Here is a 19,138-nt window from a genome sequence, read left to right as displayed (position 1 = left end):
GCATGCGTCGGGCGCCTTGGCTAAGGTGCCCATCGATGCGCGTTCCTCGTCGCCTGCTTCCCCTGCTCGCCTGTGCCCTGATCGCCGGTACGCCCGCGGTCGCCCATGCCCAGGGCGGCGCCGGCGACGATCAGTACCAGGACCCGTTCGCGGGCTCGGACTCCGGCAGCAGCAGCGGTTCGGACAGCGGGTCGAACACCGGTTCCAACAGCGGCTCCAACAGCGGATCGGGCAGCGACTCCGGCTCGACCGGCACGGCGGCCCAGGACAGCGGCAGCTCCGCCCCCGAGCTGACCCAGGACCCGGATCTGGGCAGCAGCACCAGCAGCACCAGCAGCACCGGCAGCACGAGCACCGCCGCGCCCACGACGAGCTCCTCGACCGCGTCGGCGACCGCCTCGACCGGTGAGCTGCCGCGCACCGGCATGGACGCACCCGTCGTCGCGCTGCTCGGCGTCGGCCTGCTGGCCGCCGGGGTCGGGCTGCGCCTGCGCGTCGCCCATGTCCGCCGTCCCTGAGGTCTTCGAGACCGACAGCCCCGCGGCGACCGAGGCGATCGCGGGCGATCTCGTGCGCGACCTGCCCGCCGGTTCGATCGTGCTGCTGTCCGGCGACGTCGGGGCGGGCAAGACGACGTTCGTGCGCGGCGCGATGCGCGCGCTGGGCCATGCGGGGCGCGTGACCAGCCCGACCTTCACGATCGTCAACCGCTACGACGACGGCCGCGTGCCGGTCTCGCACCTGGACCTCTACCGGCTCGGTCCCGCCGGCCTGGCCGACGAGGACCCGTCGCTGCTCAGCGACGAGCTGGCCGACGACCGGATCGTCTTCATCGAGTGGCCCGAGGCGGCCGCCGACCAGCTCGGACCGATCGCGCTGCGCGTCGCGTTGCGCCACGAGGGCGCCGACCGGCGGCGGCTGGAGGTGCGCCGTGGCTGACCTGGTGCTGGCGCTCGACACCGCCACCAGCGCCACCGCCGTGGGCCTGCTCCACGCCGGCGCGCCGATCGAGCTGCGCGACGACCCCGAGCCCGGACAGCGTCCGCGCCACGCCCAGCAGCTCCTGCCGCTGGCCCGACAGGCGCTGACCTCGGTCGGCGCCGACTTCGCCGACGTCAGCCGCGTCGTCGTGGGCACCGGCCCGGGCTCGTTCACCGGGCTGCGCATCGGCCTGGCCACCGCGCGGGCGCTGGCCCTGGCCGCCGAGGCCGAGCTGGTCGGCGTCTCCACGCTGCGCGTGCTGGCCAGCGCGGCCACCGGATCCGGTCCGGTCGCGCCCGTGCTCGACGCCCGCCGCGGCGAGGTGTTCCTGGCCGCCTGGGACGGCGCCCGCGAGCTGGCGGCGCCGCAGGCGCTGGCGCCCGATCGCGTGGGCGAGCTCGATCCGGCCGGCTGGCTGGCGGTGGGCGACGGCGCGGTACGCTTTCGTTCCATCCTGGAGCGGGCCGGAATGTCGATACCAGCGGACCAATCGCCGCTGCACCGAGTGAGCGCGATCGTGCTCGCCCAGCTCGGCGCGGACGCCGATCCGGTCGCGCGGACCGCGGTTCTGCCCGACTACCTCCGCCTGCCCGACGCCGAGATCTCGCTGCGCGCGAGGCCGGGTTCATGAGCGCCATGGCCACGACCGCGATCCAGATCCGCCGACTCACCTACGCCGACCTCCCGCAGGTCATCTCGATCGAGCGGCGCGCGTTCCCGACGCCGTGGTCGCTGGCCATGTTCGTCCTGGAGCTGTCCAAGCCCGGCGGCGTGTGCCTGGCCGCCGTACGCGACGAGCGGATCGTGGCCTACTGCATCTGCTCGCGCTACGACGTCGTGTGGCACCTGATGAACATCGCCGTCGACCCCGACCACCGCCGCGAGGGGCTGGCCACGGCGCTGCTGACCGAGCTCGTGCACCGCGTCGGGGGCGACGCGGGGCGCATCACGCTCGAGGTGCGCGAGTCCAACCAGGGCGCGATCGACCTGTACGAGCGCTTCGGGTTCCTGGCCGCCGGGATGCGCCGGCGCTACTACCAGGACAACGGGGAGGACGCCCTGATCATGTGGCGCACCCCGAGCACGCTCGACGGGCGGCTGGACGACGTGCCCAACGCGCGGCCACCGCGGTGACCGCGTGATCCTGGCCATCGAGACCAGCTGCGACGACACCTGCGCCGCGGTGATCGATCGCGACGGGACCATCCGGGCCAACGTGATCTCCTCCCAGGGGATCCACGACCGCTACGGCGGCGTCGTGCCCGAGATCGCCGCCCGCCACCATCTCGAGCTGGTCGACGTGGCCGTCGAGGACGCGCTGGCCCAGGCGCAGATCGGCCTCGCCGATGTCGAGCTGATCGGCGTGACCCAGGGCCCGGGCCTGGTCGGCGCCCTGCTGATCGGCCTCTCGGAGGCCAAGGCGATCGCCGCCGCCCGCGGCCTGCCGCTGGCCGCCGTCGATCACCTGCAGGGCCACGTCGCGGCGAACTTCCTGGGGCCCGAGCCGTTCGAGCCGCCGTTCGTCTGCCTGATCGCCTCCGGCGGCCACACGCTGCTGGCCCACGTGACCGAGCGCCACGGGTTCACCGTGCTCGGCTCGACGCTCGACGACGCGGCCGGCGAGGCGTTCGACAAGGGCGCGCGGATGCTCGGCCTGGGCTATCCGGGCGGCCCGGCGCTGCAGAAGCTCGCGGCCACCGGCGACCCGGCCGCCCATCGCTTCCCCACCGCCGACAACGTCGCCGGGCTGGACTTCAGCTTCGCCGGCGTGAAGACCTCGCTGCTGTACGCGCTGCGCGACCGCGAGGCGGGCGCCAACGCGCTGTCCGACGCCGACCTGGCCGCCTCCTACCAGGCGGCGATCGTCGAGCAGCTGGCCCGCCGCACCGAGCAGGCGCTGGCCCAGACCGGCCTGACCCGCCTGGCCATCGGCGGCGGCGTGGCCGCCAACGGGCCGCTGCGCGAGCGACTGGGCGGCCTGGAGGGCATCGCCGTGCACATCCCGCCGCACGCGCTGTGCACCGACAACGCGGCGATGATCGCCAGCGCCGCGCGCTACGTGACCGCGCTGGCGCCCGCCGACTACCTGGGCCTGGACGCGTACGCCAGCGGGGAACGCTCCCTGTGAGCACGCCGGTCGTGACGCTCTACGGCCGGCCCGGCTGCCACCTGTGCGACGACGCCCGCGTGATCGTGCAACGCGCCGCCCACAGAGCCCCGCTGGAGCTCGTGGAGGTCGACATCGAGAGCGACGACGCGCTGTTTGCCGCCATGCTCGAGCGCATCCCCGTGATCTGCGTCGATGGGACTGAACACTCGGAGCTGTTCGTGGACGAGGAGGCGCTGGTCGCGGCGCTATCGTCAGCGCACCCGTGACCCCGGACGTCATGACCCAACCCGAGCGACTGTCCCTGGGCGTCGCTGCCCGACTGGCCCGCTACCTGCAGGTGCTGACGCAGGCCAAGAAGGAGGGCAAGGAGACGATCTCCTCGCAGGAGCTGTCGGAGTGGACGCACGTCAACTCCACGCAGATCCGCCGCGACCTGTCGGGCTTCGGGAAGTTCGGCAAGCGCGGGGTCGGCTACAACGTCGACTCGCTCGTCTCGCAGATCCGCAAGATCCTGCGCACCGCCGGCCAGCACAACATCGCGCTGTTCGGGGCCGGCCATCTGGGCCGGGCCATCGCCTCCAGCCACATCTTCGCCGACCACGGCTTCCGGGTCGTGGCCATCTTCGACAACGACCCGTCCAAGGTGGGCGAGAAGGTCGGGAACACCACGGTGCGGGCGATCGAGGAGCTGCGCTCCGCGGTCGAGGAGGACGACATCGTCGTCGGCGTGCTGGCGGTGCCCGGTTCGGCGGCCCAGCCGCTGGCCGACGCGCTCGTCGAGGCCGGCGTGAAGATCATCTTCAACTACTCCGAGGCGCTGCTGCAGGTGCCGCCGGAGGTCACGGTCCACACCTCCAGCCCGGCCGTGGACCTGCTGTACGCGCTGTACTTCTACCTCACCTAGCGCCCCGTCCCGTGCCCATCGATCTCGACCAGGCGCAGCACGTCTTCGCTGCCTCAACCGACGGCACCGTCGGCCTGGAGGAGGAGTTCGCGCTCCTCGATCCGACCTCGCTGGACATGGTGCCGCGCTTCGAGGAGCTGCGCGACAGCGCGCCCCCGGAGCTGGCCGAGCACATCACCGGCGAGCTGATCCGCTCGGAGATCGAGATCGTCTCCGGGCGCGGGGAGGACCTGGCCGACGCGCTGGCCCGCCAGCGCGGGGCCCGTCGGCGGCTGTTCGCCCACGCCGCCGCGCACGGCCTCGCGTTGGGCGCGACCGGCACGCACCCGTGGGCCGACTACCGCCGCCAGGAGTTCATCGACACCGAGCACTACCGCCGGGTGGCCGACTCGCTGCGCTACGTGGCGCGCCGCAACAACACGTTCTCGCTGCACGTGCACGTGGGCGTCAACGGCCTGGACCGGGCGATCGCCGTGTGCGACCGCCTGCGGCCGGTGCTGCCCACGCTGCTGGCCCTGAGCGCGTCGTCGCCCTACGTCGACGGCACCGACGCGGGTCTGCACTCGGCGCGCACGCAGACCTTCACCAAGTCGTTCCCGCGCTGCGGCGTCCCCGACGCGTTCGGCTCGTGGGCGGCCTTCCGGGAGTATCTGGAGCTGCTGATCGCCACGCAGTCGATCGTCGAGTACACGCAGGTGTGGTGGTCGGTCCGCCCGCACCTGACGTACGGCACGGTCGAGGTGCGCATCTGCGACGCGCAGCCGACGGCGGCGGAGTCCGACGCGCTGGCCGGGCTGATCGTCGCCGCGGTGGGCGCCGCCGCGCGCGACCACGACGAGGGCCGTCCGTTCGCCGATCCCGCCCCGCGGCTGATCGAGGAGAACATGTGGCGGGCCATCCGCCACGGGATGGACGGCGAGCTGATCGACCTGGACCTGGGCGTGGTCGAGCCCGCGCGCGCCGCGGTCGAGCGCCTGATCGCCTGGGCCGGCGCCGACGTCGCCTTCCCGGAGCTGAACGGCGCCCAGCGCCAGCGCCGCCAGATCGACGCCGGCATCGCCATGGACGAGGTGTACGCGCAGCTGGTCGCCGAGACGACCGCGACGTACGCCGAGCCCGTGCGTTCCTGAAACCTCGTTGTCTCACTAAAGACCGTCGGCCGGCGGCCGATCTACCAGTGCGATGTCTCCTCGCACGTCGTTCCTCGCCGCCGCGGCCGCGCTCAGCGCCGCCTTCGCCCTCACCCCGGCATCCGCCTTCGCCTTCGGCAGCATCAACGGCGCCGGCCAGCGCTCCGAGCACGAGCGTGTCACGCGCCTGGCGCTGCAGTGCGCCGACGGCCAGCAGGCCCCGGCCTGCTTCCAGCCCACGTCCCTGAACAACGTCGCGGGCGTGAAGGGCACCTGGGGTGCCGTCGGCGCGGCCGACAACTTCCTCCTGCACCGCACCGGCGGAATCCTCGCGCCGATCACCGGCGACGAGGCCTTCTGGCACTGCGACGACGCCGACTACCTGCAGCCCGCCAGCAACGGCGGGAAGGCCTACAAGCAGTCGCGGGCCAAGGCCATGAACGCGCTGCGCGAGTGCCTGAACTGGGGTCGGGCGATGCTCTACGACGGGATGAGCACGCCCGGCGCGAGCGCCATCAACTGGGCCGACCTGCCGCAGGCCACGCCGAACTGGGGCGCCCTCGCGCTGGCCAACAAGCTGCTGGACTCCAAGGGCAACGTCGACGTCGACGACGTCGGGTCGTGCACGTTCAACGGCGCCAAGGCGCTGCTCGGACGCGGCAAGTGCAACGTGCTCGAGCCGTGGGGCTACGTCCTGCACATGGCCGAGGACTTCTACTCGCACACGAACTGGGCCGACAAGGCCGACCCGGGCAAGGCGCTGGGCATCGGCAACGCGCCCGGCCTGGGCCTGGACGACCCCGCGCCGTTCCTCGACCTGCGCCGCGCCAGCCTCCCCGCCGACAACGAGGTCCCGGCGGACTTCAGCGGCGGCTGCTTCGTCTTCCCCGACCTGCCGCTGGTCAGCTCCTGCATCAACCGCGTCCGCCACAACGACGACGGCGGCACGATGGGCATCAACAAGGACAAGGCGCTGATCAACACCGCGACCGGGACGGTCACCGACCCGCAGACGATGCGCGGCAAGATCACCGTCGGCGGCGTCTCCAACGTGCAGCGCGCGGTCAGCGACGCGGTCCTCGAGGCCCGGCGCCAGTGGTCCGTCCTGCGCGCCGAGCTGGTCGGGCGCTACGGCGTGGCCAAGGGCAGCAAGATGGCCTGCGTCCTGACCATGGACACCGCGAAGGTGTGCGACACCCGCAACCTCGTCGAGGTCATCGACACGGCCGGCCAGCCGCGCTCGGGCGCCAAGGCGGCAGCGGCCGGTGGCGACGCCGAAGCGGTCGGGCGCACCCTGCTCGGCCAGCTGTCGGACACCGACCGCGTCTCCGTGCTGACGTTCGACAGCTCGTCGGGCGACCAGGACCCCGACCCGTTCGTGGCGCCCGACGACGCTCGCATCGACCCGGCCCAGCGCGGTGACGGCGCCGACGATCCGGCGGTCACGTCCGCGGGCGGCCGCGACGCGGGCGACGACCCGACGTTCGTCACCCGCCCGGACGCGCCGGACACGACGGCGACGCCGGCCGACCAGATCCCTGAGGAGGGCCAGCACGAGACGCCCGACCTGTCCGACGAGGGCGCCGACCTGACCATCCCCCAGCAGGATGCCCCGAAGGGCGACACGGAGCCGACCGACCCGAAGATCACGCGCCAGCCGCGTGATGCGGGGACGGCCGCGGCGGACGCGCTGGCCAGCGCCACGGCGCTGCTGGCCAACGACGACGCACCGAGCGGTCAGCGCGGCGTCGTGCTCGTCACCTACCGCCTGGGCGATGTCGGCCAGCTGGTCGACCGCATCGACGCCCTCGCCGACAGCGGCGCGTCGGTCTCGCTCGTGCGCTTCGGCGGCGGCGTGCCCGACTCGGTCATCGCGGCGGTCGAGCGCGCCCGCGGCACGGTCGTGGCCCTGCCGGCCGACGCGTCGCGTTCGGCCTCCAGCATCGTCCGCACCGTGGAGGGCGCGGGCCTGACCCGCCTGACCGACGTGTTCGGCCCCGACCAGGAGGCCACGCTGACCGACGGCGCGGCCCCGGTCACCGCCATCACCGACAGCGGCGTCGACGCCCACCAGGTCGCGCCGCTGGACGACGACGCCACCCTCGTGGTGCGCGCCGACGAGCCGGTGAAGGTGGTCATCCGGGACGCGGAGCGCGGCACGCAGCGCACCGCTCAGGCGCGCCCGGGCGACCCCGCGTCGGTCCGCCTGCGCGAGGGCGGCGACTACGTCGTCGGAGTCGAGGGCCCCAGCGGCCGCGCATACTCGGTCACCGTGTCCTGACGATCCCGGGCGCAGGGTCGGTACCCTCGACCGCATGGCCGACCAGGAACGCCCACCGACGGAAGAGGAGCTCCGCGCCGCCTACGAGGCCGAGCTCAAGCGGGTTCGCGTCGACGACGTGATCGTGCAGACCGTCGTATCCCTGGTGAACCTGGCCGGCCGCAAGGCCGGCCTGGCGCCCGGGACCGAGGACGAACGCGACCTCGAGCAGGTGCGTCAGGCGATCGAGGCCGTTCGCGCGCTGCTCCCGCTGGTGGAGGCCGAGCTCGGCCCCGACGCCGATCGCGTCCGTGACGCCGTCAGCCAGCTGCAGATGGTCTACGCGCAGGGCGCCGGTGGCGGCATCGCCACGCCCGGCGGCCCGCAGACGCCGCCGGAGCCCAAGCCCGGCGACACCGGTCCGGCGCAGTCGTCGGGCCGCCTCTGGGTGCCTGGCCAGTAGGCATCCCCGCCGACTCCCGGGTTAGACTCCGCGCGCTTCTATCGGGGGTCGTGCGAGGAGAGAGAGTTGCTCGCGCCCCACGCGAATCGATGTATTCCGAGGAGGATCGTTGAGTAATTTCTTGACGGACCACGGGGTGGTGGTCGCGCTCGTCTGCGCGGGCCTCGCGGTCGTGTACGGCCTCGTGACCGCGCAGCAGCTGCTCGCGCTGTCGCCGGGCAACGAGCGCATGCAGTTCATCTCCAAGGCGGTGCAGGCGGGCGCGAAGGCCTATCTGACCCGCCAGTACCAGATCATCGCGGCGGTCGGCGTCGTGCTGTTCATCGCGCTGATCTTCATCCAGGACTTCTCCGTGGCGGTCGGCTTCGCCATCGGCGGCATCCTGTCGGGGGCGGCCGGCTTCATCGGCATGAACGTGTCGGTGCGGGCCAACTGCCGCGTGGCCGAGGCGGCCCGCGGAGGCGTGGCCAAGGCGCTGGACGTGGCCTTCCGCGGCGGCGCGATCACCGGCATGCTCGTCGTCGGCCTCGCGCTGTTCGGCGTGGCCGGCTACTACGGCGTGCTGACCTGGATCTTCGACGACACGCCCAAGGAGGCGGTCGACGCGTTGATCGGGCTCGGGTTCGGCGGGTCGCTGATCTCCGTGTTCGCCCGACTGGGCGGCGGCATCTTCACCAAGGCGGCCGACGTCGGCGCCGACCTGGTGGGCAAGGTCGAGGCGGGCATCCCCGAGGACGACCCGCGCAACCCGGCCGTGATCGCCGACAACGTGGGCGACAACGTCGGCGACTGCGCCGGCATGGCCGCCGACCTGTTCGAGACCTACGCGGTCACCGCGGTCGCCGTGATGCTGCTGGGCGTCCTGCAGTTCCCCGAGGTGCTGGCCACCAACGTGGCGATGTACCCGCTGATCCTCGGCGCCGTGGCGATCGTCGGCTCGATCATCGGCACGTTCGCGGTCAAGGGCCAGAACGTGGAACGGGCGCTCTACCAGGGCCTGATCGTCTCCGGCGTGATCTCCGCGATCGCGTTCTACCCGGTCACCAAGTGGCTGATGGACGACATCGTCCGCTACAGCGTCGGCGACCTGTACCTGTGCGCGCTGATCGGCATCGCCGTGACCGCCGCGCTGTTCGTCATCACCGACTACTACACGTCCACGCGCTTCGGCCCGGTCAAGAAGACCGCCGCCGCCTCGCAGACCGGCCACGCCACGAACATCATCCAGGGCCTGTCCTCGGGCCTGCAGGCCACGGCGCTGCCCGCGCTGGTGCTCGTGTTCGGCATCTGGGGCTCGTGGGAGCTGGCCGGCGTCTACGGCGTCGGCATCGCGGTCATGGGTCAGCTGTCGCTGACCGGCCTGATCGTCGCGCTGGACGCCTTCGGCCCGATCACCGACAACGCCGGCGGCATCGCCGAGATGGCCGATCTGCCCGAAGAGGTGCGCGCCGTCACCGACCCGCTGGACGCGGTCGGCAACACGACGAAGGCGGTCACCAAGGGCTACGCGATCGGCTCGGCCGTGCTGGCGGCGATCGTGCTGTTCGCGGCGTTCCGCGAGGAGCTGTTCATCGAGTCGGGCGACGTCACGACGTTCGGCATCGACGACCCGCCGGTGCTGATCGGCCTGCTGATCGGCGGCATGATGGTGTCGCTGTTCGCCTCGATGTCGATGGAGGCCGTCGGCCGCGCCGCCGGCGCCGTCGTCGAGGAGGTGCGCCGCCAGTTCCGCGAGAAGCCGGGGATCATGGACGGCACCGAGCAGCCCGACTACGAGCGCTCGGTGGCGCTCGTGACCGCGGCCGCGCAGAAGGAGATGATCATCCCGGCGCTGATCCCGATCGTGTTCACGGTCGTGGTCGGCCTGATCAGCGTCCAGGCGCTGGGCGGCCTGCTGATCGGCGTGATCGTGGTGGGCTTCTTCTTCGCCGTCCTGATGACCGCCGGCGGCGGTGCGTGGGACAACGCGAAGAAGCTGATCGAGGACGGGGCCTACGGCGGCAAGGGCTCCGAGGCCCACGCGGCCTCGGTCACCGGCGACACCGTCGGCGACCCGTTCAAGGACACGGCCGGACCGGCCATCAACCCGATGATCAAGGTCGCCAACATCGTGGCCATCCTGATCATCCCGCTGATCACCTGAGCGATGGGGTGGGGGCGGCCCGAGGCCGCCCCCGCTCGGCTCAACCCAGCTGAACGCTGATCGACACGGGGTCGATCGCGCGCACGTCGCCCAGCGACGGCCGGCCGGGAGAGTCCTTGAAGTACTGCACCAGCTCCTCGCCGCCGGGAGCGATGGTCCCGGCGATCGCGGGCCAGCTGAGCGAGCCGTCGGCGCCGGCCAGCGGCGCTCCGGGAGCCAGCGTGGCCACCGTGCGCAGCGCGACGGGCACCGGCGGCGTCTCGTGATAGCCGGAGTCCGACGTCGAGGCGATCGCGCCGCCGTCGCCGTTGAGCTCGAAGCGCGTGTTGGCCAGGCGCACCCAGATGCCGTGCGCCGTCGCGTCGGTGGGGGCGATCTGGTAGCCGATGCGGAAGGACCCGCCGGTGGTGATCGTGCCCGTGCGGGTCGCCGGGTCCCAGCTGCCGCCGGTCACGGGCAGGACGAACAGCCCGTCGGCGCCCTGGGTCACCCCGCCGGTCATCAGCGGGGTGAACGAGCTCTGGAAGACGTTGCGCAGCGCGCTGCTGTAGCCCCAGGTGACCGTGCCGCCGGTGATCGGTCGCGCCGTCGAGGCGACGTGCTGGGCGTCGAGCGTGACGGTGCCGATGGTCGCCGCCTTCAGCGCACGCTTGGGCTTCAGCGCCCGGTTGAGGGTGCGCGCGCCGTCGCTGGTCAGCTTCAGCGTCGCGTTGCTGACGCGCGCGCCCGTGGCGGACACCGAGGGCGCCGAGCTGCCGGGCACGATCGAGAAGAGCGTCTGCGTGCCGCCGCTGCTGGCCCGCACGCGCACGCCCCAGGTGCCGGTCGTGGTGACCTGCGCCTGCGTGAGGCGCACGCTGCGCCGGCCGGAGCGCAGGGTCAGGCCGCCGGTCAGGCGCACCGTCTGGCCGTCGACCACCTCGACGGGGAGCGCCAGGCCGCTGCCCACGCGGGTCGCCGGGGCCGTCGGCGTGACCGCGATGCGCGAGCGCAGCAGGGAGCTGTCGAAGCTCAGGGTGAGGGTGCCGCTGTCGGCCGAGGCGGCGGTGGGGAGCACCAGTGCGCCGGCGATCGCCGCCGTGATGAGGAAGAACCGAGATGCCATGAGTAAGGGAAGCCTAACGTGATACTTTGGTCCGCTCTTAGGGCTACCTAAGGTCCTGGACTCACGAGAAGGAACGCATGAACGGATTTCTCACGCGCCGCCTGGTCACGGCGTTCACCCTGGCCGCCATCGCGCTGGCCACGATGGCTTCGGGCGCCAGCGCGGCCGACCCATCGATCACGGCGTCGCCCACGACGAACCTCAACCCCGCTGGGGCGACCATCGCGGTGACGGGGTCGGACATCCCGTTGACCACGGGCACGCCGCCGAGCACGGGGCTGTACGCGGCGCAGATCGCGATCGTGGGTGGCATCACCTACGTGGCCAACAACGCGAACGCGAAGTTCGTGCGGCGCAACCCGACGGCGGGCAGCGCGGCGCAGGCCAAGCTGGAGGACGACGGCTCCTTCTCGACCTCGGTGGCCGTGGTCAAGGGCTGGGGCTCGGGCGCCTCGGCGGTGGACTGCATGGCGGCCGACACGCAGTGCTTCATCGCGTCGTGGCCCGCGCACGGGAACCCGTCGGCGGCCAACCTGATCGACTCGGTGGCCATCGAGTTCGCCGACATCTCGGCGACCCCGACCACGAACCTGAACCCGGCGGGCGACGCCGTGGCGGTGACGGGGACGAACCTCTCGCTGACCACGGGCACGCCGCCGAGCACGGGGCTGTACGCGGCGCAGATCGCGATCGTGGACGGCACCACCTACGTGGCCAACAACGCCAACGCGAAGTTCGTGCGGCGCAACCCGACGGCGGGCAGCGCGGCGCAGGCCAAGCTCGAGGACGACGGCTCCTTCTCGACGTCCGTCACGGTGGTCAACGGCTGGGGCTCGGGCGCCTCGGCGGTCAACTGCTCGGCGGCCAACACCGACTGCTTCATCGCCTCATGGCCCGCGCACGGCAACCCGTCCGCGGCCAACGTCATCGACTCGGTGGCCATCGACTTCGCTCCGGCGGCCGACATCACCGCGACGCCGACCTCGGGGCTGAACCCGCTGGGTCAGTCCGTCGCCGTCACGGGCGCCAACATCCCGCTGACCACGGGCACGCCTGCGAGCACGGGGCTGTACGCGGCGCAGATCGCGATCGTGGACGGGACGACGTACTCGGCCAACAACGCCAACGCGAAGTGGGTGCGTCGCACGCCGACGGCCGGTAGCGCTGGTCAGGCCAAGCTGGAGGACGACGGTTCGTTCGCCACGTCGGTCGATGTGGTCAAGGGCTGGGGCTCGGGGGCGACCGCGGTCGACTGCACCGCGGCCAACACCGACTGCTTCATCGCGTCGTGGCCGGCCCACGGGAACCCGTCGGCGGCCAACATCATCGACTCGGTGGCCATCGACTTCGCCGGCGACGCCGCCATCACCGCGACGCCGACGACGGACCTCAACCCGCTCGGAGAGGCGGTCGCGGTCACGGGGTCCAACATCCCGCTGACCACGGGCACGCCGCCGAGCACCGGCCTGTACGCGGCGCAGATCGCGATCGTGGACGGGACGACGTACTCGGCCAACAACGCCAACGCCAAGTGGGTCCGCCGGACCCCGACCGCGGGCAGCGCTGGTCAGGCCAAGCTGGAGGACGACGGTTCGTTCGCCACGTCGGTCGATGTGGTCAAGGGCTGGGGCTCCGGCGCGAGCGCCGTGGATTGCCGGGCGGCCAACACGCAGTGCTTCATCGCCTCGTGGCCGGCGCACGGCAACCCGTCGGCGGCCAACATCATCGACTCGGTCGAGATCCACTTCGCCGGTGACGCTGACATCTCGGCGACGCCGACGACGAACCTCGATCGCAACGGCCAGGCGGTCGCGGTCACCGGCACGAGCATCCCGCTCGCGACGGGCACGCCGTCGGGCACCGGCCTGTACGCGGCGCAGATCGCGATCGTGGACGGCACGACGTACTCGGCCAACAACGCCAACGCCAAGTGGGTCCGCCGGACCCCGACCGCGGGCAGCGCTGGTCAGGCCAAGCTCGAGGACGACGGTTCGTTCGCCACCTCGGTCGATGTGGTGAAGGGCTGGGGCTCGGGCGCGACCGCGGTCGACTGCACCGCGGCCAACACGCAGTGCTTCATCGCCTCCTGGCCGGCGCACGGGAACCCGTCGGCGGCCAACATCATCGACTCGGTGGCGATCGAGTTCGCGGCCGATCCCGGCCCGCCGCCGACCCGCTCGGTCTTCGTGTCGCAGACCACGGGTCTGAGCACCGAGGGTCCGACGACCGTCGGCGTCAGCGGCCTGGGCTTCTCGCCCAGCGAGCCGGGCATCTACCTGGTCTACGGGCCCGCGGCCGGGAACACCAACCCGAACGCGTTCTACTCGGCCCAGTGGCTGCACGTGGGCGGCGGCAACCTGTCCTCGACGGGCACGTTCAGCACGTCGCTGGCCGTGGTGCCGACCTACACCGACGGCGACGGCAACGTCGTCAACTGCACGGTCGTCCAGTGCTACGTGCAGACGATGCGCGCCCACGGGCTGACCGACATCGACCAGACCACGGCGATCCCGGTCTCGTTCGGCACGGTCGTGCCGACGCCTCCGGCCAGCCAGGCGCCGCAGGCCCAGGGCCCGCCGACGGACGCTCCGTCGACCGGTCAGGGCGGCACGACGCCGGGCGCGTCGACCACGACGACCCCCGCGGCCAACCCGACGGTGTCTGACACCAAGGTGGCCAAGAGCGGCAAGGTCTCGCTCGACGTGTCCGAGCGCTCGACGGTGACGTTCGTGCTGCGCAAGAAGGTCGGCGGCAAGTGGAAGGTCGTCAAGGTCGTCCGCGTGAAGGCCGACGCCGGCGCGGTCACGGCCAAGCTGCCGGTCGGCGGCGCGGGCAAGTACCAGGTCTCGATCAAGGCCGTCTCCAGCGTGACCGGCAAGGCGAGCAAGAAGGTCGTCAAGACGATCACGGTCGAGAAGAAGACGAAGAAGAAGAGCACGAAGAAGTCCTGATCGACAGGGAATCGGGCAGGATCTCGAGGGGCGGCCGAACGGCCGCCCCTCGTCGTGTACGGTGGCGTTCGTATGAGGGTCATCCTGCTCGCGGTCCTGGGGCTGCTCGCGCTCGGCGCGATGCCCGCGGCGGCCGCTTCTCCCTGCGATCCCCTGGATCCATCGGCCTGCCTGTATCCCTGGCCGAACAACGCGTTCACCAAGCGGGACGCGTCGACGGACACCAAGCTGCGGCTCGACCTGCCGCGGTCGGGCATGCCGTCCAACGTCGCCGGGTCGCACATCGATCCGACCGAGTGGAATCGCAGCGACGGCTTCAGTCCGGGCTCGGCGCTGATCACGCGCGTCCCCGGCCTGGACGCCGGGAAGTCCGGCATCGTCCCGATCACCGACATCGGCGCGTACGCCCGCAAGGCCGCGCCGGTGGTGCTGATCAACACGCGCACGCACGAGCGCCATCCGATCTGGGCGGAGCTGGACTCCAACCCGGCCCGGGAGGCCGACGTGACGCTGGAGATCCGCCCGGCCAAGAACCTGGAGGAGGGGACGCGCTACGTCGTCGCGCTGCGCAACCTCAAGAGCGCCGGCGGGAAGACGCTGCGCCCCCAGAGCGCGTTCCGGATCCTGCGCGACCGGCGCCAGACGAAGAGCCGCGCGATCGCCGCGCGCCGGCCGGCGCTGGAGCGCGACTTCCGCGACCTCAAGGCCGCGGGCATCGCCCGCCGGGACCTGTACCTGGCCTGGGACTTCACCGTGGCCAGCGAAGCGGGCCTGACCGGCCGCGCCCTGGCCATGCGCGACGACGCCTTCAAGCGCCTGGGCGACACGAACCTCTCCGACCTCAAGCCGCAGGGCCGCTCGCCGGCCTTCACGATCACCAGCGTCACCGACGTCGCGGCCGACCAGGACCCGTTGATCGCCCGCAAGGTCGCGGGCACGATCAGCGTGCCCTGCTACCTGGACCAGCCGGGCTGCCCGCCGGGCGCCGGGTTCGCCTACCGCTCGGCGACGGCCACCTTCCCGACGCTCGACGCGACCTCGACGTTCGAGGCGCCGTTCGTCTGCAACATCCCGCGCGTCGCGTTCCAGACGCCCGCGCGCCCGGGCATCTACGGGCACGGGCTGCTGGGCAAGCCGACCGAGATCGACCAGCTGCAGCTGCGCAACCTGTCCCAGGAGCACGACTTCGTGTTCTGCGCGACGGCGTGGATCGGCATGGCCAGCGAGGACATCCCGCACGTGGCCACCCTGCTCGGCGACCTGTCGCGGTTCTCGACCGTGCCCGACCGCATGCAGCAGGGCATGATCGACGCGCTGTACCTGGGGCGGGCGATGATCGCCGCCGACGGGCTGTCGACGAACCCGGCCTTCCAGGGCGCCGACGGGCGCTCGGTGCTCGACATCGCGCCCGGCCGGCTGTACTACGACGGCAACAGCCAGGGCGCGATCATGGGCGGCGCGCTGGCCGCGCTGGCGCCCGACTACGACCGGGCCGTGCTCGGTGTGGCGGGGATGAACTTCTCCACGCTGCTGCGCCGCTCGGTCGACTTCAACACCTACGCGCAGATCCTCTACAAGGCGTACCCCGACGAGCTCGAGCGGCCGCTGCTGCTGGGCCTGCTTCAGGTGCTGTGGGATCGCGGCGAGTCCGACGGCTACGCGCTGCACATGACGACCGACCCGCTGCCCGACACGCCGCGCCACCACGTGCTGCTGCAGGTCGCCTTCGGGGACCACCAGGTGGCCAACGTCTCGGCCGAGACCGAGGCGCGCACGATCGGCGCCGCGACCAACGCGACGCCGCTGGCCCCCGGGCGCTCCCCGGACCGCGAGCTGCTGTGGGGCATCCCGCGGATCGGCGCCTACCCGTACGACGGCTCGGCGCTGTTCTACTTCGACAGCGGGACCCCGACGCCACCGACGACGGAGACGCCGCCGTCGGCCGGCACCGATCCGCACGAGACGCCGCGCAACCAGGTCGCCGCGCGCGAGCAGAAGTCGGCGTTCCTGACGCTCGGCGGGAAGGTCATCGATCCGTGCGCGGGCGCGCCCTGCACGGCCGTCGACCCCTAGCGAAGCGCTGCGGCCCACATGCGAGCGAGGACATCGAGCAGATGTTCTCGCTCGTGGTCCCAGCGGGCGCGGATCCAGTCGTCCTGGCAGACGTCGAGCTGACGTTTGAGCACGACGGCGACCAGGTGGGCCTGCGCGGCGTCCCAGCCGCGCACCGCGGCCAGACCGGTGGCCAGCTTGTCGGCCGAGCGGGAGAAGTCCTGCTCGGAGGCGGCGCGCGCCTCGGCGTCGCCGCCGGCGGCCTCGCGCAGCGCGACCCAGTAGTGGGCGGGACGGTCGAGCTCGGCCACGAACACGTCCAGCCAGGCGCGCAGCGCGGGCTCGGTGGGATCGCGGCAGACGGCGATCAGGTGCGCGTAGTCGGCGTCGTAGGACACCAGCGCGGCGTACAGCGCGTGGACCACGTCGCTCTTGGAGGAGAAGTGCAGGTAGAAGGTGGCCCGCGTGGCGCCGGCCGTCGTGGCGATGTCCTCGATCGTGGTGGCCGCGTACCCGCGCTGCGCGAACAGCTCGGCGGCGGCGTCGACCAGCCGTGTCCGCGTCAGCTCCTTCTGTGCTTCACGGATCGAGGTTCTGGGCATGGACGTCGACATCGGTCGTACGCGTTTCTACCAGGCCGGCCACCCATCACCGGCAGTTGACAAGACTGTCGGTCTACCGAGTACTCTTAAAGCTCACGTATGCAACTGTCGGGCCACCATGAAGGTTGAGGGTCAATGAAGGATCGAGGCAGCAACTTCGGGTCATGGGCAACGCTCATCGGCGCCGTCGTCACCGGCGCGGTGATCGCCCTGATCGTGGGCATCCTGGTCGGCAACGCCACCGAGCAGACCAAGACCGTGACCCTCGGCCAGTCGGAGGTGCTCACACCTCAGTCGCAGCCCGATCGGTCCAAGTCCCCCTCGGCTCCGGCGTTCACGAAGGAGACGCTCAGCGCGCTCCCGACGACGAACTGGATCACCAACGGCGGATCGCTGAACAACAACCGCTACTCGCCGCTGACCCAGATCAACACGTCCAACGTCTCGCAGCTCAAGGGCGTCTGGATGAAGAAGCTCGACAGCGTCGCCACGACGGCCAAGTACTCGCAAGAGGGCCAGCCGATCGTCTACAACGGCGTCATGTACGTGCCGACGGGTGCGGACGAGGTCTACGCGATGGACGTCGCCTCGGGCGACATCAAGTGGAAGTACGACCCGCAGCTGGACCAGGGCATCACGACCGTCTGCTGTGGTTGGGACAACCGCGGCGTGGCGATCGGCGACGGCAAGGTCTACGTGGCTCAGCTCGACGGGCACGTCGTGGCCCTCGACATGGCCACCGGCCGCAAGGACTGGGACGTCCAGCCCGTCAAGTGGCAGGACGGCTTCACCTTCACGCACGCCCCGCTGTACTACGAGAACAAGATCTACGTCGGCACCTCCGGCGGCGAGTTCGGCATCCGCGGCCGCCTGTACGCGCTGGACGCCAAGACCGGCAAGGAGCTGTGGCGCTTCTACACCGTCCCGGACCCGACCAAGGACGACCCGCGTCAGGGCCCGAACGACACGTGGCCGGCCGACAAGGACTCGTGGAAGACGGGCGGCGCGCCGATCTGGCAGACGCCGTCGGTGGACCCCGAGCTGAACATGCTGTACTTCTCGACCGGCAACGCCGCCCCGGACGTCAACGGCGAGCAGCGTGAGGGCGACAACCTGTTCTCGTCCTCGATCGTCGCGCTCGACGCGACCACGGGCGACTACAAGTGGCACTTCCAGCAGGTCCACCACGACATCTGGGACTACGACAGCCCGTCGCCGACGATGCTGTACGACGCCGTCGTGAAGGGCAAGGTCGTCCACGGCATCGCCGAGGCGTCCAAGACCGGCTGGCTGTACATGCTCGATCGCAAGACGGGCAAGCCGATCTTCCCGATCGTCGAGAAGCCGGTCCCGCAGGACCCCAACCAGAAGACCGCCGCGACGCAGCCGTACCCGAGCAACCCGCCGTTCGCGCGGCACGAGCTGACGGACGCCGACTACACGAAGATCCTGGCCGCCGGCAAGGCGCAGATCGGCCAGGGCAAGGACGTCGACATCAAGCGCGGCAAGATCTTCGACCCGTTCGGCAAGGATCCGGTGGCCGTTCTGCCCGGACCGACCGGCGGTGACAACTGGCCGCCCGCGTCCTACAACCAGCAGCTGCAGATGTTCTACGTGTGCTCGCAGAACAGCCCGGCCGCGCTGGCGCAGTCCGAGCTGCCCGGTCACGAGGCCGGTCAGATCTACATCGGCTCGCTGCTCGTGTCGACCGGCTTCAACGGCGACGGCAACGTCACCGCGATCGATGCCCAGACGGGCGACATCGTGTGGCAGATCTCGACGCCGGACTCGTGCTACTCGGGCACGGTCACGACCGCGGGCAACCTCGTGTTCGTCGGGCGCAACACCGGTGAGCTGGAGGCCTACGACGCGCGCAACGGCTCGCGGCTGTGGTCCTTCCAGACCGGGGCGGGCGCCAACTCGACGGTCACCACGTTCCAGCAGGACGGCAAGCAGTACGTGGCCTTCCTGGCCGGCGGCAACTCGCTGGCCGGCACGCCCCGCGAGAACCAGAACGTGTGGCTCTTCTCGCTGGACGGCACCGTCGGCCCGGCCAAGTCGCCGGTCGCCGATCAGGGCGCGGTCGCGCACGCCGGTGAGCAGGCCGACTCCGAGGAGTCCCAGCAGACCGAGGAGAACACCGTCGACGCCACCACCGACACCGGTGAGGGCGACAACAAGACGGTGAAGGGCGATGCGACGGCGGGTCAGCAGATCTTCGCCGACAACTGCTCGACCTGCCACGGCGCCGACGGCAAGGGCGGCAACGGCGGCCCCGACCTGTCGGGGATCCCGGATGCCGGCGACACGACCGCGGTCATCAAGCAGGTGACCGACGGTGGCGGCGGAATGCCGGCGTTCAGCGGTCAGCTGAACAAGCAGCAGATCGCCGACGTGTCCGCCTACGTGACCGAGAAGATCCACGGTTAACACCGCA

General features: G+C 71.4%; 16 protein-coding genes. 13 read left to right on the top strand and 3 right to left on the bottom strand.

Annotation, left to right across the window (positions count from 1 at the left end; genetic code table 11):
• Positions 1 to 130 precede the first annotated feature (130 nt).
• Positions 131 to 427: a hypothetical protein gene (locus tag ACZ5UI_RS11515; RefSeq protein WP_464197324.1), complete on the bottom strand. Its 297-nt coding sequence runs from the start codon at positions 425 to 427 to the stop codon at positions 131 to 133.
• Between the two features lie 74 nt (positions 428 to 501).
• Between ACZ5UI_RS11515 and tsaE the strand changes: the two genes are divergently transcribed.
• From tsaE to ACZ5UI_RS11465, 10 genes are all read left to right on the top strand, one after another.
• Complete coding sequence (gene tsaE / locus ACZ5UI_RS11510) at positions 502 to 939, top strand: tRNA (adenosine(37)-N6)-threonylcarbamoyltransferase complex ATPase subunit type 1 TsaE (RefSeq protein WP_464197323.1); 438 nt, start codon at positions 502 to 504, stop codon at positions 937 to 939.
• On the top strand, positions 932 to 1,612 hold the full coding sequence (gene tsaB, locus ACZ5UI_RS11505; RefSeq protein WP_464197322.1) for a tRNA (adenosine(37)-N6)-threonylcarbamoyltransferase complex dimerization subunit type 1 TsaB: 681 nt from the start codon (positions 932 to 934) through the stop codon (positions 1,610 to 1,612). Before tsaE ends, tsaB begins: the two co-directional genes overlap by 8 nt.
• 5 nt (positions 1,613 to 1,617) lie before the next feature.
• Positions 1,618 to 2,115, top strand: a complete 498-nt coding sequence (gene rimI, locus ACZ5UI_RS11500; RefSeq protein WP_464197321.1) for a ribosomal protein S18-alanine N-acetyltransferase — start codon at positions 1,618 to 1,620, stop codon at positions 2,113 to 2,115.
• Positions 2,116 to 2,119: 4 nt separating this feature from the next.
• Positions 2,120 to 3,109, top strand: coding sequence for a tRNA (adenosine(37)-N6)-threonylcarbamoyltransferase complex transferase subunit TsaD (gene tsaD / locus ACZ5UI_RS11495; protein ID WP_464197320.1), 990 nt, complete (start codon positions 2,120 to 2,122; stop codon positions 3,107 to 3,109).
• Entirely contained in the window at positions 3,106 to 3,357 is a 252-nt protein-coding gene (locus ACZ5UI_RS11490) for a glutaredoxin family protein (RefSeq protein ID WP_464197319.1), read from the top strand. Before tsaD ends, ACZ5UI_RS11490 begins: the two co-directional genes overlap by 4 nt.
• The gene (locus tag ACZ5UI_RS11485; RefSeq protein ID WP_464197318.1) at positions 3,354 to 3,995 is read left to right on the top strand and encodes a redox-sensing transcriptional repressor Rex; all 642 of its coding nucleotides are present in this window, start codon (positions 3,354 to 3,356) and stop codon (positions 3,993 to 3,995) included. The genes ACZ5UI_RS11490 and ACZ5UI_RS11485 overlap by 4 nt, the downstream gene beginning before the upstream one ends.
• A gap of 11 nt (positions 3,996 to 4,006) precedes the next feature.
• A complete protein-coding gene (locus ACZ5UI_RS11480) occupies positions 4,007 to 5,125 on the top strand; it encodes a carboxylate-amine ligase (RefSeq protein WP_464197317.1) in 1,119 nt (372 codons plus the stop codon).
• Positions 5,126 to 5,177: 52 nt separating this feature from the next.
• Complete coding sequence (locus ACZ5UI_RS11475) at positions 5,178 to 7,406, top strand: hypothetical protein (protein WP_464197316.1); 2,229 nt, start codon at positions 5,178 to 5,180, stop codon at positions 7,404 to 7,406.
• A gap of 34 nt (positions 7,407 to 7,440) precedes the next feature.
• Positions 7,441 to 7,848, top strand: coding sequence for a hypothetical protein (locus ACZ5UI_RS11470; RefSeq protein ID WP_464197315.1), 408 nt, complete (start codon positions 7,441 to 7,443; stop codon positions 7,846 to 7,848).
• A 121-nt stretch (positions 7,849 to 7,969) separates the two neighbouring features.
• Positions 7,970 to 9,991 carry a sodium-translocating pyrophosphatase gene (locus ACZ5UI_RS11465; protein ID WP_464197314.1) on the top strand — a complete coding sequence of 674 codons (2,022 nt, stop codon included), beginning with the start codon at positions 7,970 to 7,972 and terminating at the stop codon, positions 9,989 to 9,991.
• Between the two features lie 40 nt (positions 9,992 to 10,031).
• Here ACZ5UI_RS11465 and ACZ5UI_RS11460 read toward each other — a convergent pair whose 3' ends face one another.
• Positions 10,032 to 11,096, bottom strand: a complete 1,065-nt coding sequence (locus ACZ5UI_RS11460) for an HtaA domain-containing protein (RefSeq protein WP_464197313.1) — start codon at positions 11,094 to 11,096, stop codon at positions 10,032 to 10,034.
• 77 nt (positions 11,097 to 11,173) lie between these two features.
• Here ACZ5UI_RS11460 and ACZ5UI_RS11455 point away from each other — a divergent pair, with 77 nt between their 5' ends.
• A complete protein-coding gene (locus ACZ5UI_RS11455; RefSeq protein ID WP_464197312.1) occupies positions 11,174 to 14,047 on the top strand; it encodes a hypothetical protein in 2,874 nt (957 codons plus the stop codon).
• A gap of 72 nt (positions 14,048 to 14,119) precedes the next feature.
• Entirely contained in the window at positions 14,120 to 16,120 is a 2,001-nt protein-coding gene (locus ACZ5UI_RS11450) for a hypothetical protein (protein ID WP_464197311.1), read from the top strand.
• Here ACZ5UI_RS11450 and ACZ5UI_RS11445 read toward each other — a convergent pair.
• Complete coding sequence (locus ACZ5UI_RS11445) at positions 16,117 to 16,701, bottom strand: TetR/AcrR family transcriptional regulator (RefSeq protein ID WP_464197310.1); 585 nt, start codon at positions 16,699 to 16,701, stop codon at positions 16,117 to 16,119. The two genes, ACZ5UI_RS11450 and ACZ5UI_RS11445, sit on opposite strands and share 4 nt — an antisense overlap.
• A 135-nt stretch (positions 16,702 to 16,836) precedes the next feature.
• On the opposite strand from ACZ5UI_RS11445, the gene ACZ5UI_RS11440 reads away from it, so the two are divergent.
• Positions 16,837 to 19,131, top strand: coding sequence for an outer membrane protein assembly factor BamB family protein (locus ACZ5UI_RS11440; protein WP_464197309.1), 2,295 nt, complete (start codon positions 16,837 to 16,839; stop codon positions 19,129 to 19,131).
• Positions 19,132 to 19,138 lie beyond the last annotated feature (7 nt).

Source organism: Conexibacter sp. JCM 18997 (assembly GCF_055391915.1).
Note: the sequence above shows the minus strand (reverse complement) of the source record. Positions and strands in the feature narration are given on the sequence as shown.